This window comes from Tautonia sociabilis, assembly GCF_003977685.1.
GTDB lineage: Bacteria > Planctomycetota > Planctomycetia > Isosphaerales > Isosphaeraceae > Tautonia > Tautonia sociabilis.
In genome coordinates this window covers 23,342-38,151 of sequence record NZ_RYZH01000045.1, presented here as the reverse complement: position 1 = coordinate 38,151, position 14,810 = coordinate 23,342, and the positions used below count along the sequence as shown (strand labels likewise).

Below are 14,810 nucleotides of genomic sequence, written 5' to 3'. Positions count from 1 at the left end.
AATGCGTTCCGATTTGCGAGCGATCGGGGTGAGCGGTCTCGGGCCGAGGAACGGACCGGAGGCCTCCAAAGTTCCGGCCCGGCGCCCGCCGTGTCAAGGGCCCAGGGCGGCCCCCGCTCGCGGTCCAGACGATCGGGTCGGGAAGGCCGGCCCGGGGGAGGCTCACGCGGGGGGATCGGCGTCGGGGGCGGCCAGGGCGGGGGCGACGGCGTCGAGGAGCCGATCCGAGACGGCCCGGCAGGAGTTGGCTCGGGCCAGGGCCAGCCGGTCGCGTCCCCGGCCGTCGTCGAAGCGGGCGAAGCGGAGGGAGGCGAGGGTGCCGAGGAAGTCGTCGAGGTCGGCGGCCACGTCGATCAGGCCGTCGTAGAGCCGGCACTCGGGCAGGTCGGTGGAGACGATCGGGCGGCCGCTGCCCATGTAGTCCATGATCTTGGTCGGGCAGCAGCAGCGGTTGAAGGGGTGGGTGACGTCGTAGGGGATCAGGCAGGCGTCGAACGACCGGATATAGCAGCCCAGGCGCTCCTGAGGCCGGAACCCGACGGCGTGCACGTTGGGCCGGGCCAGGCAGCGTCGGGCGTCGTCGAGCCACCGGCCCCGGCCCGACCGCGGCAGCCGGCCGACGAGCACGAGCGAGGCGTCGGGGAACTGCTCCGCGACTCGGTTGAGCAAGGGCCAGTCGAGCCTCCCCTCCAGCCCGCCGACATAGCCCAGCAGCGGCCGGGGCAAGTGGGCGAGGTCCGCAGGGGCGGGGGCCGGCTCCCCCGAGGGCGAGTCGGCGAGGAAGACCGCCGGAGTGCCGTGCGGCAGGTGCCGGATGCGAGCCGACGCCTCCGGGACCTGCTCCCGGAGCTGGTCGGCGCGGACCTTCGCCACGCAGGCGGTCAGGTCGGCCTCGGCGACGAGCCGACGCTCCAGACGCTCGACCTCGGCCGCTCGGGAGGGCCAGTAGTGGGTGTAGTCGTCGAGGTTCAGGTAGATGGAGACATCCGGGCGGAGCAGGTCCCGGAGGTGTCGGTAGTAGGGGTAGGTCATCACGAGGGCGAGCGGAGCGTCGTCTCCCAAGCGGAGGCGCCAGCGGTCGATCGCCCGGCGGATGGGACGCATGCCGAGGCGAGGATAACGCTTCATCCAGCCGGGGGGGAGGACGAGGCGACGGCTCCAGAGGCCGGGGCCGTCCCGGCGGGGCCGTCGGTCCCACCAGCGGCCGATCGGCCCTCCGGCGTGGTAGGCGTTGGCGAAGTCGCTGCAGTGCAGCAGCAGGGTGTGAACGCCCGGCCGATCGAGCTCCCGGAAGAGGTTCTCGGTGGAGTACCAGTTCGCGTCGGCCACGACCAGCGACAGCCGGCTCCCCTCCGTTGGCGTCGCGGCGACCGGCCGGGGCGATCGGACCAGGGTCATTGATGCATCCTCCGTGATCGCTCCGCGATCGACCCGGACACCCCCGGCCCGATCGGGGGACCGGCCGGTCGGGGCCGGTACTCAGGGCACGACGGTCGCGAACGCCGTCAGCCGGGCGGGGGGCTCGTCGGGGCGGTCCGTCGTGATCTCGAGGATCGCATGATACCCGCCCCGGGCCGAGGACGGCGCCTGGATGGCGACCTTCACCTGATGGATCCGCTTGCTGGCATCGGAGGGGGCGCCGGCCGGCGCGATGCTCCCCTCGACCGCCCGGGTGCCGGTGATTCGGAACGGCTGGGAGCCCTTGATCAGGACGATCCGCTCGGCCGATTGTCCGGGTTTCAGCGTGCCGAGGTTGAGCACCGAGGGGGAGACGGTGATGTCGGAGACGACCTTGGCGGCCACGGAGATCGGCAACGAGGGCCGCTCCGGGTCGCTGGTCTTCAGGGTGATCTCGTCGCGGTAGTGGCCATTCTCCAGACGATCGGGGTCGAGCGCGGCGACCAGGCGGTAGCGGACCTCGGCGTCGGTGCGGGAGGCCTCGTACAGCTCGGCCGAGAGGGCGGAGTTCTCATGCCTCATGTCGGTCACTCGCCAGTCTCGCCGGCCGCCGAGGTAGCGAAGCGTGACGACCCGTTCCGCCGGCTCGCCTCGGCGGACCTCGCCGAAGTCGATCACGCCAGGCTCGACGACCAGCTCATCCTGAATGTAGGCGGTGAGCTGGTAGTCGATGGACCGCAGCGCGGGCCGGTCGATGGTGAGGGTCAGCCCCGAGGACTTGAAGCCGTGATACCGGGTCGTGTCGAAGATCGCCTCGACGGTGGTCTGGGCGCCGGGGGGGATCGTCTGGGCCCCGACCGTAATGTCGGTGCAGCCGCACTTGGGCTTGTACCCGGTGATGTTCACCTCGCGGTTGGTCCGGTTGGTGATTCGGAACCGGTGGCGGAGGATCGAGCCGCGGGCCACGGTGCCGAAGTCGTGGCTGCGGTCGGGGAAGACGGCCTCGACCCAGTCCTCTCCCTCGGCCGCCCGGGACCGGCCGCTGAGCAGCAGCGCCCCGAGGATCGCCGGGGCGACCCCGATGAATTGCCGCCTCCGCACGCCGACGGCGCCTCGAGACCCGTCCATGAGCCCTCCTGGCGATCGCACTCGCCCCGGCGACCCGCGGAAGGTCCCGGGGCGCGCACCTCGGTCGGCCCGATCGGGCAACCAGCATAACGTCCCCGATCATCCTGACCAGTGCAATCGGCCCCCCGGCGTCGTCAAGTTGAACGGATCTGCCGGGGGGCCTAGGTTCGTCGGCTGATCAGCGGCCGGTCCCGGCCGCCGACCGCCGGGCCTCGACCTCGGCGAGGGCCCGGTCGAGGACCTCCCGGATCGACACCGGAGCGCCGCCAAGGCGCTTGCTCTCGTCGGCGGCCTCCATGAAGGCGAACAGCTCGATCGTCTCCTTGGGGGAGACCGGGGGCTCGCCGTCGAGGAAGAACGCGCAGATCTCGACGAGCAGGTCATTGTAGCCGCCGCCGACGGTGTAGGAGTCGATCCGGCTCTCGCCGAAGACGACGGCGCCAAAGCCGGACTTGCCCGCGCGGATGCCTCGGTAGGTGCCGATCCGGCCGTCAGCCCAGGAGCCGGTGACGACGTCGGTTCCCTCGGAGTGGACCCGGCTGACGGACTCGCAGCCGGGGCCCATCAGGGCGTAGAGCAGCTCGACGCCGTGGACGCCGTACCAGAAGAGGTCGGGGTGGTGCTCCTCCAGGGAGCAGGGGCCGAAGGTGGCGGCGCCGACGATCGACTGCTGCCGGGCCGCGACGATCTCGGGCTGGAACCGCAAGGACGAGGAGGAGAAGCAGGGGACGCCGGCTTCCTCGGCCAGGGCGAAAATCTCGATGGCGTCGGCGAGCGAGCCGGCCATCGGCTTGTCGACGAACAGCGGCTTGCCCGCGGCGATCACCGGCCGGGCTTGCTCCAGGTGCGGGCGGCCATCGACGCTCTCCAGGAAGACGACGTCGACCTTCTCCAGCAGCTCGTCGATCGAGTCGACGATCTCCACGCCGTACTCGTCGCGGAGCTGTTGGGTGAAGCCCGCGACGCGATCTCGGCTGGAGGGGATGTCGGGGCTCCCGCCGGGGAACCCGGCCACGACCTTGACCCGGGCGAGCGGCCCGACCTTCCCTTCGGCGTTCAGGACCCGGGTGAAGGCGACCACGTGCGAGGTGTCCAGGCCGATCAGCCCGGCCCGGAGCACGCCGGCTTCCCCCTCTTGCGCCCTCGCTCCGGCCGCCGAGGCGAGGACCCCGGCCGCCGCCAGCGAGGCGACGAGCCCGACGATGCGATTCCCGATGGTCATCCCAGATGGCTCCTGCGTCGTTTCGGAACGATTCGATGAGTATTGATGCTTTGGGGGAGGGCCGTCAGTTCTGGCCGTTGATCGGGCGCCGGACGTCGATGGGGCGCGTGTCCTCGGGCACGGCGAGGTCGGCTCGGAGCCGGGAGAGCTCGGCGGTCAGCTCCGCTCGGACGTCGGCGTACTGGGGGTCGTCGTAGCAGCTGCGCAGCTCATTCGGGTCCCGGGCGAGGTCGTACAGTTCCCACTCGTCGAGGTTGTAGAACCGAATCAGCTTATAGCGATCCGTTCGCACGCCATAATGCCGGTGGACGGAATGAGGGCCCGGATATTCATAATAATGATAATAAAAACGTGAGCGCCAGTCGATCGGCTCCTCTCCCCGCAGCAGGGGGACGAGGCTGCGGCCCTGCATGTCGTTGGGGATGGGGACGCCAGCGGCGTCGAGGAAGGTTTCGGCGAAGTCGAGGTTGGAGACCATGCGGGAGGACTCCGAGCCCGGCTCGACAACGCCCGGCCAGCGGACGAGCAAGGGGGTCCGCAGCGACTCCTCGTACATCCACCGCTTGTCGAACCAGCCGTGCTCGCCGAGGTAGAACCCCTGGTCGGACGAGTAGACGACGATCGTGTTGTCGGCCAGTCCGGCCTCGTCGAGGTAGTCGAGGATGCGGCCGACGGACTCGTCGACCGAGTCGATGCAGCGCAGGTAATCCTTGATGTAACGCTGGTACTTCCAGCGGACGAGGTCGTCGCCGGAGAGCCCCAGCTCGGCGAACTCCTCGTTCTCGGGGCCGTAGGCGGCCTGCCACCGCTCGAGCTGCTCGGGGGAGAGGTTGCGGGGGGTGGTGAACTTCAGGTCCTGGGGGGTCAAAGTGTCTCGGATGGTCATCTCCTGAGACTTCGCGGCGGTGCCCCGGCCCTGGTAGTCGTCGAAGAGCGTGGCGGGCTCGGCGATCGGGCCGTCCTTGTACTTGTCCAGGTACTTCGGACCCGGCTGCCAGTCGCGGTGGGGGGCTTTGTGCTGGCACATGACGAGGAAGGGCTGGTCGGGGTCCCGGCCGTCTTTGAGCCAGTCGAGGGTCAGGTCGGTGATGAGGTCGGTGGTGTACCCTTCGAGCTGGACTCGGCCGCCCTCGGTGAGCATCGGAGGGTTGTAGTAGGCCCCCTGCCCCGGCAGGATCTGCCAGGAGTCGAAGCCGGTGGGGGCGGTTTCCAGGTGCCACTTGCCGAAGAGGGCCGTCTGGTAGCCGGCCTGCTGGAGCAGCTTCGGGAAGGTGGTCTGCGCGCCGTCGAAGCGGTCGCCGTTCTGGTAGAAGCCGTTGAGGTGGCTGTACTTGCCGGTGAGGATCGTCGCCCGGCTCGGGCCGCAGATCGAGTTGGTGACCAGGCAGTTCCGGAAGAGCATGCCGCCGTCGGCCAGGCGGTCGATGTTCGGGGTGCGGTTGATGGTCGAGCCGTAGGAGGAGATGGCCTGGTAGGCGTGGTCGTCGGAGAAGATGAAGACGATGTTCGGCCGCTGGCCCTGCTGTGAGGCGATGGCGGTCGAGGGGAACGCCGCCGCGCCGAGCAGCAGCGCGAGAGCGATCCGGGTGATCGGTCGAATCATCGTCGAGCCTCCCTCGCTCCGGCCGTCTCCGGCCGGTCCGGTCTCCGAGGGGCCCCGAGATGGTGCCGGGAACGGCGCCCCGGCCGACCGATCCGGCGCCGGACGACGGCCTCGCCCTCCGCGAGGCGTCCCGGCGCCCCGAGGCCCGATCCGGATCGTACCATACTCCCCCGAACGGCCCATTTCCAGGGCCGGCCCTCGGAGCGATCCCCCCGTCGCGACGACCGTCGCGACCCGGAAGAAGCATTGAAGTCCCCCGAGCCTCCCGGTCGATGCCTCAGGCATCCCGCCGTCTTGGTGTGCTCCCGTCGTCGTTGACGGATGACGTCCCGGCCTTCGGGCCGATCCCCCGGGGGGCCCGAGCCATCATCCCGATCCTGCTGCTGATCCCGGCCCTCGGCGTGATTGTCTCGGACCGGGGCGTCGAGGCGATGCCTCCTCCCGGGCCGAGTGCGACCTGCTTCGCCTTGCCCGTCTCGGAGGGCCGGGTGAGCGTCGAGGTCTCCGCCGAGGACGCCGGAGGCGAACTGCTGCTGATTGTCACCGCGGCGGCCCGATCGGGTCCCTACCGATTCGATTGCGCGATGGCTCCCGGCGACGGCACCGTTCCGGCCGTTCGCTCGCTCGGCCGGGAACTCGGCGAGTTCCTTCCCCGGCGGATGGCCCGGCCGATCATCCAGACCTTCGGTCCCGGCCCCGACCCGGCTCCGGATCGCGGCCCCCCGCTCGGCCCCCCTCCCCTGAGAAGGAGCTTCTCGGTCCTGGTCCGGCCGGGAGATCCGTCCTCCCCGAGCCGATACGACACGGTGGATGCCCGGCTCCGGGCCCTCGGCGATCGCATCCAGGTGTTCGTCGATGAGGATGACGGCCGCCTGGTGGGGGATGACATGCTGCGAGGCATCGTCTCGGCGTTCGAGCGCCACATCGAGCCGGCCTTCTCGGGCTGGATCGGTGAGCCGATCGACGTCGATGGCGACGGCCGGTTCACCGTGCTCATCAGCGGAAAGATCGCGCTGCCCTACGCCGGCCGCTGCCGGGTGGACGGCTACTTTCGAGGGACCGATCTGGACCCGGCCCTCCCCCGCCCGCTGAGCAACCGAGCCGACCTGATCTACCTGAGCCCCGAGTTGAGCCCGGGACCCTATCTGGAAACCATCCTCGCCCACGAGTACGCGCACGCCGTGCTCTGCTCGAGGAGACGGGAGCGGCTCGGCCCGGTCTCCGAGGAGGCCTGGCTCGACGAGGCGATGGCCCACCTCTGCGAGGACCGCGCCGCGCGATCGACCGCCAACGTCGACTATCGGGTCAGCGCCTTCCTCTCCGACCCGTCCCGATACCGCCTGCTGGTCGACGACGAACACCGCCCCGATCGGTTCCGCAGCCACGGTGATCGCGGAGCCTCTTACCTCTTCCTCCGCTGGTGCTCCGACGCGAGCGGAACGGACCTGCCGCCGGTCCTCGCCCTGGGCCGATCTACCGGACGGACCAACCTGGAGCAGGCCACCGGCCTTCCGTTCGACGAGCTCCACCGTCGCTGGACCCTGGCCCTGGCGCTCGCCAGCCTCGGGCCGATCGCTCTCCTCGACCGCGGGCCCGACCTGCTCGACCGCCTCGGCGACTGGCCCCTCGGCGGCGTCCGGTTCGACGAGATCGACCCGACCTCCCCAGTCCTCTCCGGCTCGATCGAGGGGACCGGCACGCGATTCCTCCGCGTCTTGACCGCGCCCGGCGTCCCGACCCGGGTCGACCTCCAGTGCGACCCGTCCTCATCCCCCCGGGTTTCGGCCATTCTCCTGCGCGACCGATTCCCCCGAGTCTCGCTCGATGTGAGTGCCGTCGAGGCCTGCGCCGACTCGACCCGCTTCGTCGTCCGGATTCGAGAGCGAGCCGGCCTCCCCACCCGGATCGATCGCCTCTCCTGGGAGCCGCTCCTCCCCCCGAACGATCGCTCCCGAGTCGAGATGCACCCCGGTCAGCTCGAGGGAGACGACGTCCGATCCCTCTTCCCGGAACCGGTCCTCCCCGCCGGCTCCGACCTCGTCTCCGAGCCCTTCACCGTGCCCACCCGATCCTCCCGGAACGCCCCCCTCGTCTTCCGCCTCTCCGCCCGGGGGCCGCTCGGACTCCGTTCCGTTTCCTGGGCGATCACCTCCCCTCAGCCTCCGACCAACCCCTCCTCCCGCCCTCCCGACGCGCTCGATTCGAGCGCTCGAGGGCCGACCGCGATCGCCCCACCACCACATCCTTGACTCCCCCCCACTCGCCGAGTATCTTGGAACTCCACCTGCTCGCCGGAGTGGCGGAATTGGCAGACGCGCTAGCTTGAGGGGCTAGTGAGCTAACCATGCTCGTGCAGGTTCAAGTCCTGTCTCCGGCACATGCCTCGAAAGGGCTCACGGCGAACCGCCGTGAGCCCTTTTTCGTTCCGCCCCATCGTCGTTGTCTTCTCCGAATCGAAGGGGAGCCGACCGACTGGGTTGGTCGCGAGGTCGGCTCCTGGAGCGGAATTCGCGCTGAGGGTGAAGAACCTGCTGGCGGTCTCCGAAGCCGATCGGATCGAAGCGGATGCATCCTCCAGGAGGGAGCGCTCCACTCGGAATCGACCCGCCGATCGACGTCCCCGACACGGACGCCTGCTCCTGTCGCTCGTGGCATTGCTTCTCATCCCGGAAGCCTGGCCTGCCCGGCATGACGGCCAGCGAGCGACTCCGACAGGAGATCCCGGAGTTGCGCCTGCTCCCCCGTGAGCCGGTCCTCGACGACCGTTGCGGAGACGATGGCCGCGTCTCCGACCCCCTGGCCGGGATCGTCCCGCGGCGCACGCTGCTCCTCCCTTCCCAGCCGAAACCCCGCGCGTCGTCTCCTCGGGACGACCGACTGCGTGGTGCGCTCGAAGAGGAACGCAGCCGCAGGCCAATGATGGGGAACGCCGCTGTCTCCCGGAGAATTCCCGGGTGGATGGTCGAATACGGGTGGGATCGCTTCCGCGATGGAAGGCCCGACCGCCGAGCGCAAAGAGAAACCCGAGGCGAGTTGAGTCGCCTCGGGTCGGTTTGAGCCGGTCGATGTTGGAAGTGCCCCCCCCAGGACTCGAACCTGGAACCCGCTGATTAAGAGTCAGCTGCTCTGCCAATTGAGCTAGGAGGGCAATCGTCGCGTTGCGATCCAGAAGAGAGGCAATTCTACCATTGAGAAGACGGCGCTTCAAGGGGAATTGCGAGGAGGAGTCAGAGTCGATCGGGGTAGGGAGTGCTGGCCGGAACCCTGATGGATGTCCTGGACGAGATTCTCGAATCCGGCGTCCATCGGGGGGGGGGCGCCAGGCCGTCCGCGACCGACGGTCGGTTGTGAGCCGGGGGACCCCAGCCGAGGGGATCGAATCGGGGGAAGATCCCGAGGGCTTCAGGGAGGGTGGAACCGAAGCGGGATACGGGAATCGAACCCGTGTCTACAGCTTGGGAAGCTGTCGTTCTACCATTGAACCAATCCCGCGATCGAGCGAATTGTACCAGGAGACGATCCGCTCGGCGAGTCTTCTCTCCCCTCAATTTCAAAATCTCGGCCGCCGCGCCCTCGGGGGCTCGGAGCCCCGAGGGATGGGACCGTTGCGGCCTCTCGACCTCCGTTCCGGGAGTTGTGGTGGGGAGAGCCGGAGCCGATCGGTTCGACGGTCCTGAGTACCGAGGGAGGCTGACCCTCCCGAGTACGTGAGGGCCAGTGGTGAGGGGGAATTCGAGCCGCCAGGTCAGGTCAGGTCAGGTTGAGCTGACGAGGGGAGACGAACCGATCGCCCTGGGATGAGCGCCGAATCGTTCATTCGCGGCTGGCTCTCCGAGAGCGATGACGGGGGGGATCACGCGGGCTCGAGGAGCCCCGGCAGGCGCTCGGTCGAGTCGCCGAAGGCGGGCAGATGCACGCCGAAGAGGTCGAGCATGCTGAGGTACATGCTGCACATCTTCCGATTCGGGGCGTTGAGGTAGTCCAGGACTCGCCTTCCCGGGAGCTGTCCGCCTCCCGAGCCGAGGAGGATGACCGGCAACTGGGTCGCATCGTGATTGCCGGTGAGCATGCTCGAGCAGAACATGAGAACCGAGTTGTCGAGCAGCGTGCGCTCGCCCTCCTGGATCGCGTCGAGCCGCTGGGCGATGTAGGCCACCTGTTCGAGGAAGAAGCGGTTGACCTTCAGCCAGTCCTCGCTGTCGGTGTGCGAGAGCAGGTGGTGGATCATGGAGTCCACACCCAGGTTTGGGAACCGCAGCGAGCTGTGGTCGTTGTTCAGCTTCAGGGAGCAGACTCGGGTCGTGTCGGTCTGGAAGGCGAGGACGAGGATGTCGGCCATCAGCCGCATGTGCTCGCCGATGTCCTGGGGGATGCCGTCGGGGGGCCGGGGGATGTCCGGCGCGTCGAGGGTGGGCCGCCAGCCTTGGAGCTCCCCTCGGCGGCCGGCCTGGGTGATCCGGGCCTCAACCTCGCGCACCGAGTCGAGGTACTCGTCGAGCTTCTGACGGTCGGAGGCGCCGATCGATCGCCGCAGATCCTTCGCGTCGTCCAGGACCGCGTCGAGCACGCGGCGGTCCCCGGCCCTTGGCTCGTCCTTGAACAGGCGGTCGAACGCCAGCGCGGGGTACAGCTCCAGCGGGGTCGGCGTGGTGGGGGAGCTCCACGAGATGTGCGAGCTGTACAGCATCGAATAGTTCTTGTGAACTGACGGGTTCGACTTCTCGCACCCGAGCACGAGGCTGGGCACCTTGGTCCGATCGCCCAGGTGCCGGGCGACGACCTGGTCGACGCTGGTCCCCGATCGGATCTCGCCGCCGGAGGCCAGGGGGGCGCCCGAGAGCAGGTTGCCGGTCTGGGAGCTGTGGATGTTCCCCTTCAGCGCCTCCTCGTTGTAGAGGCCTCGGACAAAGGTGAGCTTCCCCTTCAGGTCTTCCAGCGGGCGGAGCACTCCGCCCAGCTCCAGAGACTCCCCCTCTCCCCGGGCCCACCACTCCCGGCTGTGAAAGCCATTGCCCGAGAAGAGCACGGCCAGCCGAGTCGGCGGCCCCTCCGACGCGATCGCCTGAGGCACATCGTCGGCCCAGAACGGCACCGACTCCATCCAGGGCAACGCCATGCTGACCCCGACCCCTCGGAGGAACGTGCGGCGGGAATGGAGCGGCTGGCTCATCATTCGACTCCGATCGAGACTCTGGAGGAAGGGAGCCCGGTGGGCAGGAGGCTCCCGGACGTCAGGGCACGCCGGCCGAGGCGAAGTCTCGCCCCCGGATCTCGCGGAACTGCGAGCTCCGGACGATCGCCTCGATCGCGGCGGAGACGCGCCCGTCCCGTTCGTCGAGCTGGCGCATCATCTCGTCCAGCAGCGGTTCGTCGGAGAGTTGAACGCCCCGGCCCAGCGCGTAGCCGAGCAGTTTGCGGCAGAACTGCCGGGTGAACTCGTCGCGACGGGCCGAGAGCAGGTAGCGGCGAAGTCCCTCGATGCCGTCGATCTCGGCGCCGTCGGGCAACCGGGTGAGCGTGTCGATCGGCCGGTTGCCCAGGTCGACCTCGCGGAACCGGCCGATCGCGTCGTATCGCTCCAGGGCGAAACCGAACGGGTCGATCCGGCGATGGCAGCGCGCGCAGCGAGGGTCCTGCGTGTGGCGTTCGACCAGCTCCCGAACCGTCAGGCCGTCGGTTTCGGCCTCGTCCTCCGGGAGCCGCGGCACGTCCTTCGGGGGGCGGGGGAGCCGCTCGCCGAGCAGGACCTCGGACACCCAGTTCCCCCGCAGGATCGGGCTCGTGCGCGAGGCCCCCGACTGCTTCGACAGGGTCGTCGCCAGGCCAAGGATCCCCCCTCTCCCGTACTGTCCCACTCCGTCGACCCGGCGCCACTCCGGCCCGGCGATCCCGTCGATGCCGTAATGGCGGGCCAGGTCTTCATTCAAGAACGTGTAATCGGCGTCGAGGATCGCCTCGATCCGCTGGTCCTCCCGGAACAGGGCGGTGAAGAAGCGGATCGTCTCCTCGTACATCGCCGGGCGGAGGTCGGCGAACGAGGGGAAGTGGCGCTCGCTCTTCTCGTCGAGCGTCGGGAAGTCGTACACCTGGAGCCACTGGCAGGCGAATTCCTCGGCCAGCCGACGGACCCGGTCGTCCGAGCACATCCGCCTGGCCTCCTCCGCCAGCACGTCGGGGTCGAGCAGCTCCCCCGACTCGGCCCGGTCTCGGAGGGTCTCGTCGGGAATCGACGACCACAGGAAGTAGCTCAACCGGCTGGCCAGCTCCCAGGACGAGACGGGAACGGGCTCCGTTCCCGGGCCCGGCCGCTCGACCCGATAGAGGAACGCGGGAGAGACCAGGACCCGGGAGAGGGTCAGCCGGATCGCATCGTTGTGGCTGCCCAGCTCTTCCCGGAGCGCTCGATAAAGGGAGCGCAGTTCCTCCTCCTCGCCCGCTTCGAGGGGGCGCCGATACGCCAGGGATGCGAAGTCGATCACGGCGTCGAGTTGCCGGGGCTGGGCGGCCTCGAGGGCGCTCCGGTAGGCCTCGGCGCCGGCCTCGATCGGCCCCCGGAGCGGCTCGAAGACGCTCGGGTCGGCGTCCTGCGACGCATATTCCAGGAGTTGCTGGAACGCATCGACCATCGTCAGGGCATCCTGGCTCACGAACTCCAGCTCCTCCCAGAGCCGGTCCAGCTCCTCGGCCTGCCGGTCGTCGAGCATCAGGCGGCGGAGATGGTCGTCTTCTCGGTAGTGCAGCGTGAGCGTGATCACCTCGTCGACGGGGACGATCGTCTCGTAGCAGAGGGCCGGGGGGAACAGGTTCCGGAAGGCATCGAAGTCCGCCGCGATCCGGCACCGGGCTCGGCTGCCGTCGTTGACCACGATCGGGGTCCCGGCGACCGGGGAGGCTCCGGGGTCCGGTGGCGAGGTCGTCGCCAGGAACTGGACGCTCCCCTCCTCCCCTGGCCCGGACAGGAGCCTGCCCGTCGCCTCGAAGCTGGACCCGGCCGCCAGCTCGGCCGGGATGCGGACCTCGAGAACCGTGCCGGGCCGGACGCAAAGGTCGAGCGGGTCGATGGAGCGCCCGTCCGGATCGAGACCGAAGAGCCCCGGATCCAGTCCGACCGCTCCCGGGCCCCTGGCTCCCGAGTCGAGGTCCGCCCGGTCGGAGGAGGCGAGCCGGGACAGCAGCGGCCCTCGCAGCGCGGAGAGCTGCCGGCGCAGGATCGCATTCGGGCTCTCCTCGTCCGAGGGCGGGTCGGAGGCCAGCAGGGCGCCGATCTGCCGAGCGAGCCGATGCCGAGCGTCGGGGTCGCTCGCGTCCTGCCAGCGGCCCAGCAACGAGCCGGAGGGGATGAGCGCGTCCGTCGAGGTCTCGTCGTCCGGCTCGGTGAAGAAGGCCCAGACCGCCTCGTTCCCGAGGCGGTCGGCATGAGGGTTCCCGGAGGCGATGTCGGGCGAGACGTCCCCCGCCAGGTCCCAGGAGTGTCGGCCGTCCGACAGGGTCAGGTTCACCGTCGTCAGGTCGCAGGCGTGATTGCCGTCGCGGGGCCCGATGCTCAGGACGACGAGGTCCCCTCGGCGCACCGCCAGGCCCTCGATCGGCCCGACATCGACCGGAGTGATCTCCCCGACCCCGCCGGAGGCCAGCCTCCTCCTCGTCCCGGCCGTCCGGAGTTCCACGAGCCAGGTCACGCCGTTCCCGCATTCCGGGTGGGCATGCTGGACCCGGGCGCCAACCCGAATCGTCCCGTCGACCGGGCTCCGCCACCCGGCCGCGACCCGGAGCCCCGGAGACGGATGCATCGCCACCGAGTGCGGAAGCATCGTTCCCGGAACGCGGACCTGCTCATCCGAGCGATTGGCGATCACGTTCGGGGTATCGGGCGACCCCCAGCCGCCCACGAAGTCGTATCCGCCGACCGATTGGATGGGAGCCGAGAGGATCGCCTCGGGGGGGATGGTCGGTGCCCCTCCGCCGATCCCGAGATAGCCGAACCAGGCCCCGAGCACGTCGGCCGGGATCCCCAGCCGATCGGCGGTCGCCGCAATGTCGACCGGCCCGGGAGACCGCAACGACTCGGACGCGGCGTCGAGGCAAGCGACCGCCAGCTCCAACGCCTCCGCTCTCCGAGCGTCGAGGTGGCGGGCCACCGCGCGGAGGTTTCTCAGCGGCAGATCCGGACGACCCGGCGTCACCAGGCGGGGCCGCTCCCAGACGGCGACATCGTGTTCGGCCCCGTCTCCGGCATCCGTCACCGAGAGGAAGAGTCGGACCTCTTCCTCCGGAGCGGTCCGATCCTCCGGGAGCGAGACGCGCACCTCCTGCCGCTCCACCAGCGGAGACATCGGCTCCATCCAGCGAGTCGGGCCGCCGACCTTGCCGATGTGGCCCACGCTGTTGAACCGCCAGAGCGTCTCCTGCCACGGGCGGATGCGATCGGCGATCTCCTCCGCCCCGTCCTCTCCAGCGGCTTGCCAGGAGGCCTGGAGGGGGGTCATCACGATCGAAGGCCGCGGATTCCCCTCTAGCGCCTCCCAGAGCAGCCGGAGGTACCTCGGGCTCAGGCCCCGGGCCTCGGCCTGCTGTTCCGGCGAGAGGGTGCCGTCCCGGATCGCGTCTCGTCCCTCGAGCAGCGCGGCGAGGGAACGTTCCAGAGGAAGCCGGCCGCCGCCGTTGGTCTCGAAGACGATCCCTTGCAGGTTGACCTGAGTGCCGTCTCCCTCCTCGGTGAAGCGGCTGTAGAACGATCGGATGCGGTCGACCGCCTCGTCCGTCCAGTCGCGTCGCGAGCTCCCGGGGGAGAAGCGGAACCCGTCGGGCAGCAAGACGGCGTGGTCGGCCACCTTCTTGGCGGCCTCGAAGAACTTCTCCAGCAGCGAGGGGGACATCACCAGGGCGTTGCCCGAGTTGGTGAATCCCTCTCCCGCGGCGCCGTCGGTCGGGAACTCCCGGGTCAGGTCGAGGCTCAGACCGGTGAGGTCGAGGATCGTGTGCTCGAACTGGGCGTTGGTGAGCCGCCGCAGGACGACCGGGCCCGGATCCCCGGCGTGGGCCTGGGCCTCGAGCCGCAGCAGGCGGTCAATCCAGCCCGACAGCCGGGCCCGCTCCTCGTCGGGAAGCGGGACCGACCCCTCGGGGGGCATCTCTCCGAGGTCCAGCACGTTTCCCACGCGCTGCCAGGTGCGGATCTCCGCCCTGATCCCGTCGATTCCTTCAATCGCCTCGAGGTCGACCTCCCCCTCGGCGATCTCCGTCTCGTGGCACTCCAGGCAGTAGTCCCGGAGCACGGGTCGAGCAAGCCGCTCGAAGTCCTCCGCGATTTCCTCGAACGCCGATCGATCGTCCTGCATCCCACCGACCGGCCCCCCCGAGAGGGCCAGGAGCCCTCCCAGGATCGCCGCACCGCCCCGGAACAGCGTTCGGGTTCGCACGCCCTCGCCTCCTCCCCGGTGCCGTCACCAACTCGAACCG

7 protein-coding genes and 3 tRNA genes are annotated in these 14,810 nt (G+C 69.6%); 2 read left to right on the top strand and 8 right to left on the bottom strand.

Features of this window, described 5'->3' with window-relative positions:
* Nucleotides 1-162: 162 nt before the first annotated feature.
* The 4 genes from TsocGM_RS19690 to TsocGM_RS19675 form a co-directional block, all read right to left on the bottom strand.
* Complete coding sequence (locus TsocGM_RS19690) at nucleotides 163-1,398, bottom strand: glycosyltransferase (protein WP_126727175.1); 1,236 nt, start codon at nucleotides 1,396-1,398, stop codon at nucleotides 163-165.
* 81 nt (nucleotides 1,399-1,479) lie between these two features.
* Complete coding sequence (locus TsocGM_RS19685) at nucleotides 1,480-2,526, bottom strand: DUF1573 domain-containing protein (protein WP_126727174.1); 1,047 nt, start codon at nucleotides 2,524-2,526, stop codon at nucleotides 1,480-1,482.
* Between the two features lie 178 nt (nucleotides 2,527-2,704).
* Nucleotides 2,705-3,748, bottom strand: a complete 1,044-nt coding sequence (locus tag TsocGM_RS19680) for a Gfo/Idh/MocA family protein (RefSeq protein WP_126727173.1) — start codon at nucleotides 3,746-3,748, stop codon at nucleotides 2,705-2,707.
* 64 nt (nucleotides 3,749-3,812) lie between these two features.
* Nucleotides 3,813-5,351, bottom strand: coding sequence for a sulfatase family protein (locus TsocGM_RS19675; RefSeq protein WP_126727172.1), 1,539 nt, complete (start codon nucleotides 5,349-5,351; stop codon nucleotides 3,813-3,815).
* A gap of 272 nt (nucleotides 5,352-5,623) precedes the next feature.
* Between TsocGM_RS19675 and TsocGM_RS19670 the strand changes: the two genes are divergently transcribed.
* Both TsocGM_RS19670 and TsocGM_RS19665 read left to right on the top strand, forming a co-directional pair.
* Entirely contained in the window at nucleotides 5,624-7,600 is a 1,977-nt protein-coding gene (locus tag TsocGM_RS19670) for a hypothetical protein (protein ID WP_126727171.1), read from the top strand.
* Between the two features lie 41 nt (nucleotides 7,601-7,641).
* Nucleotides 7,642-7,728: transfer RNA gene (locus TsocGM_RS19665), tRNA-Leu, on the top strand.
* Nucleotides 7,729-8,426: 698 nt separating this feature from the next.
* Here TsocGM_RS19665 and TsocGM_RS19660 read toward each other — a convergent pair.
* From TsocGM_RS19660 to TsocGM_RS19645, 4 genes are all read right to left on the bottom strand, one after another.
* A tRNA-Lys gene (locus TsocGM_RS19660) sits at nucleotides 8,427-8,499 on the bottom strand.
* Between the two features lie 273 nt (nucleotides 8,500-8,772).
* A tRNA-Gly gene (locus TsocGM_RS19655) sits at nucleotides 8,773-8,843 on the bottom strand.
* Nucleotides 8,844-9,204: 361 nt separating this feature from the next.
* Complete coding sequence (locus tag TsocGM_RS19650; protein WP_126727170.1) at nucleotides 9,205-10,521, bottom strand: DUF1552 domain-containing protein; 1,317 nt, start codon at nucleotides 10,519-10,521, stop codon at nucleotides 9,205-9,207.
* A gap of 61 nt (nucleotides 10,522-10,582) precedes the next feature.
* The gene (locus TsocGM_RS19645) at nucleotides 10,583-14,770 is read right to left on the bottom strand and encodes a DUF1592 domain-containing protein (RefSeq protein ID WP_126727169.1); all 4,188 of its coding nucleotides are present in this window, start codon (nucleotides 14,768-14,770) and stop codon (nucleotides 10,583-10,585) included.
* Between the last annotated feature and the right edge of the window lie 40 nt (nucleotides 14,771-14,810).

What these genes read in the sequence shown, in the direction of transcription:
- TsocGM_RS19650 (WP_126727170.1), bottom strand. Translation starts at nt 10,521, where the DNA reads ATGAGCCAGCCGCTCCATTCCCGCCGCACGTTCCTCCGAGGGGTCGGG.
- TsocGM_RS19670 (WP_126727171.1), top strand. Translation starts at nt 5,624, where the DNA reads ATGCCTCAGGCATCCCGCCGTCTTGGTGTGCTCCCGTCGTCGTTGACG.
- TsocGM_RS19690 (WP_126727175.1), bottom strand. Translation starts at nt 1,398, where the DNA reads ATGACCCTGGTCCGATCGCCCCGGCCGGTCGCCGCGACGCCAACGGAG.
- TsocGM_RS19680 (WP_126727173.1), bottom strand. Translation starts at nt 3,748, where the DNA reads ATGACCATCGGGAATCGCATCGTCGGGCTCGTCGCCTCGCTGGCGGCG.
- TsocGM_RS19675 (WP_126727172.1), bottom strand. Translation starts at nt 5,351, where the DNA reads ATGATTCGACCGATCACCCGGATCGCTCTCGCGCTGCTGCTCGGCGCG.
- TsocGM_RS19685 (WP_126727174.1), bottom strand. Translation starts at nt 2,526, where the DNA reads ATGGACGGGTCTCGAGGCGCCGTCGGCGTGCGGAGGCGGCAATTCATC.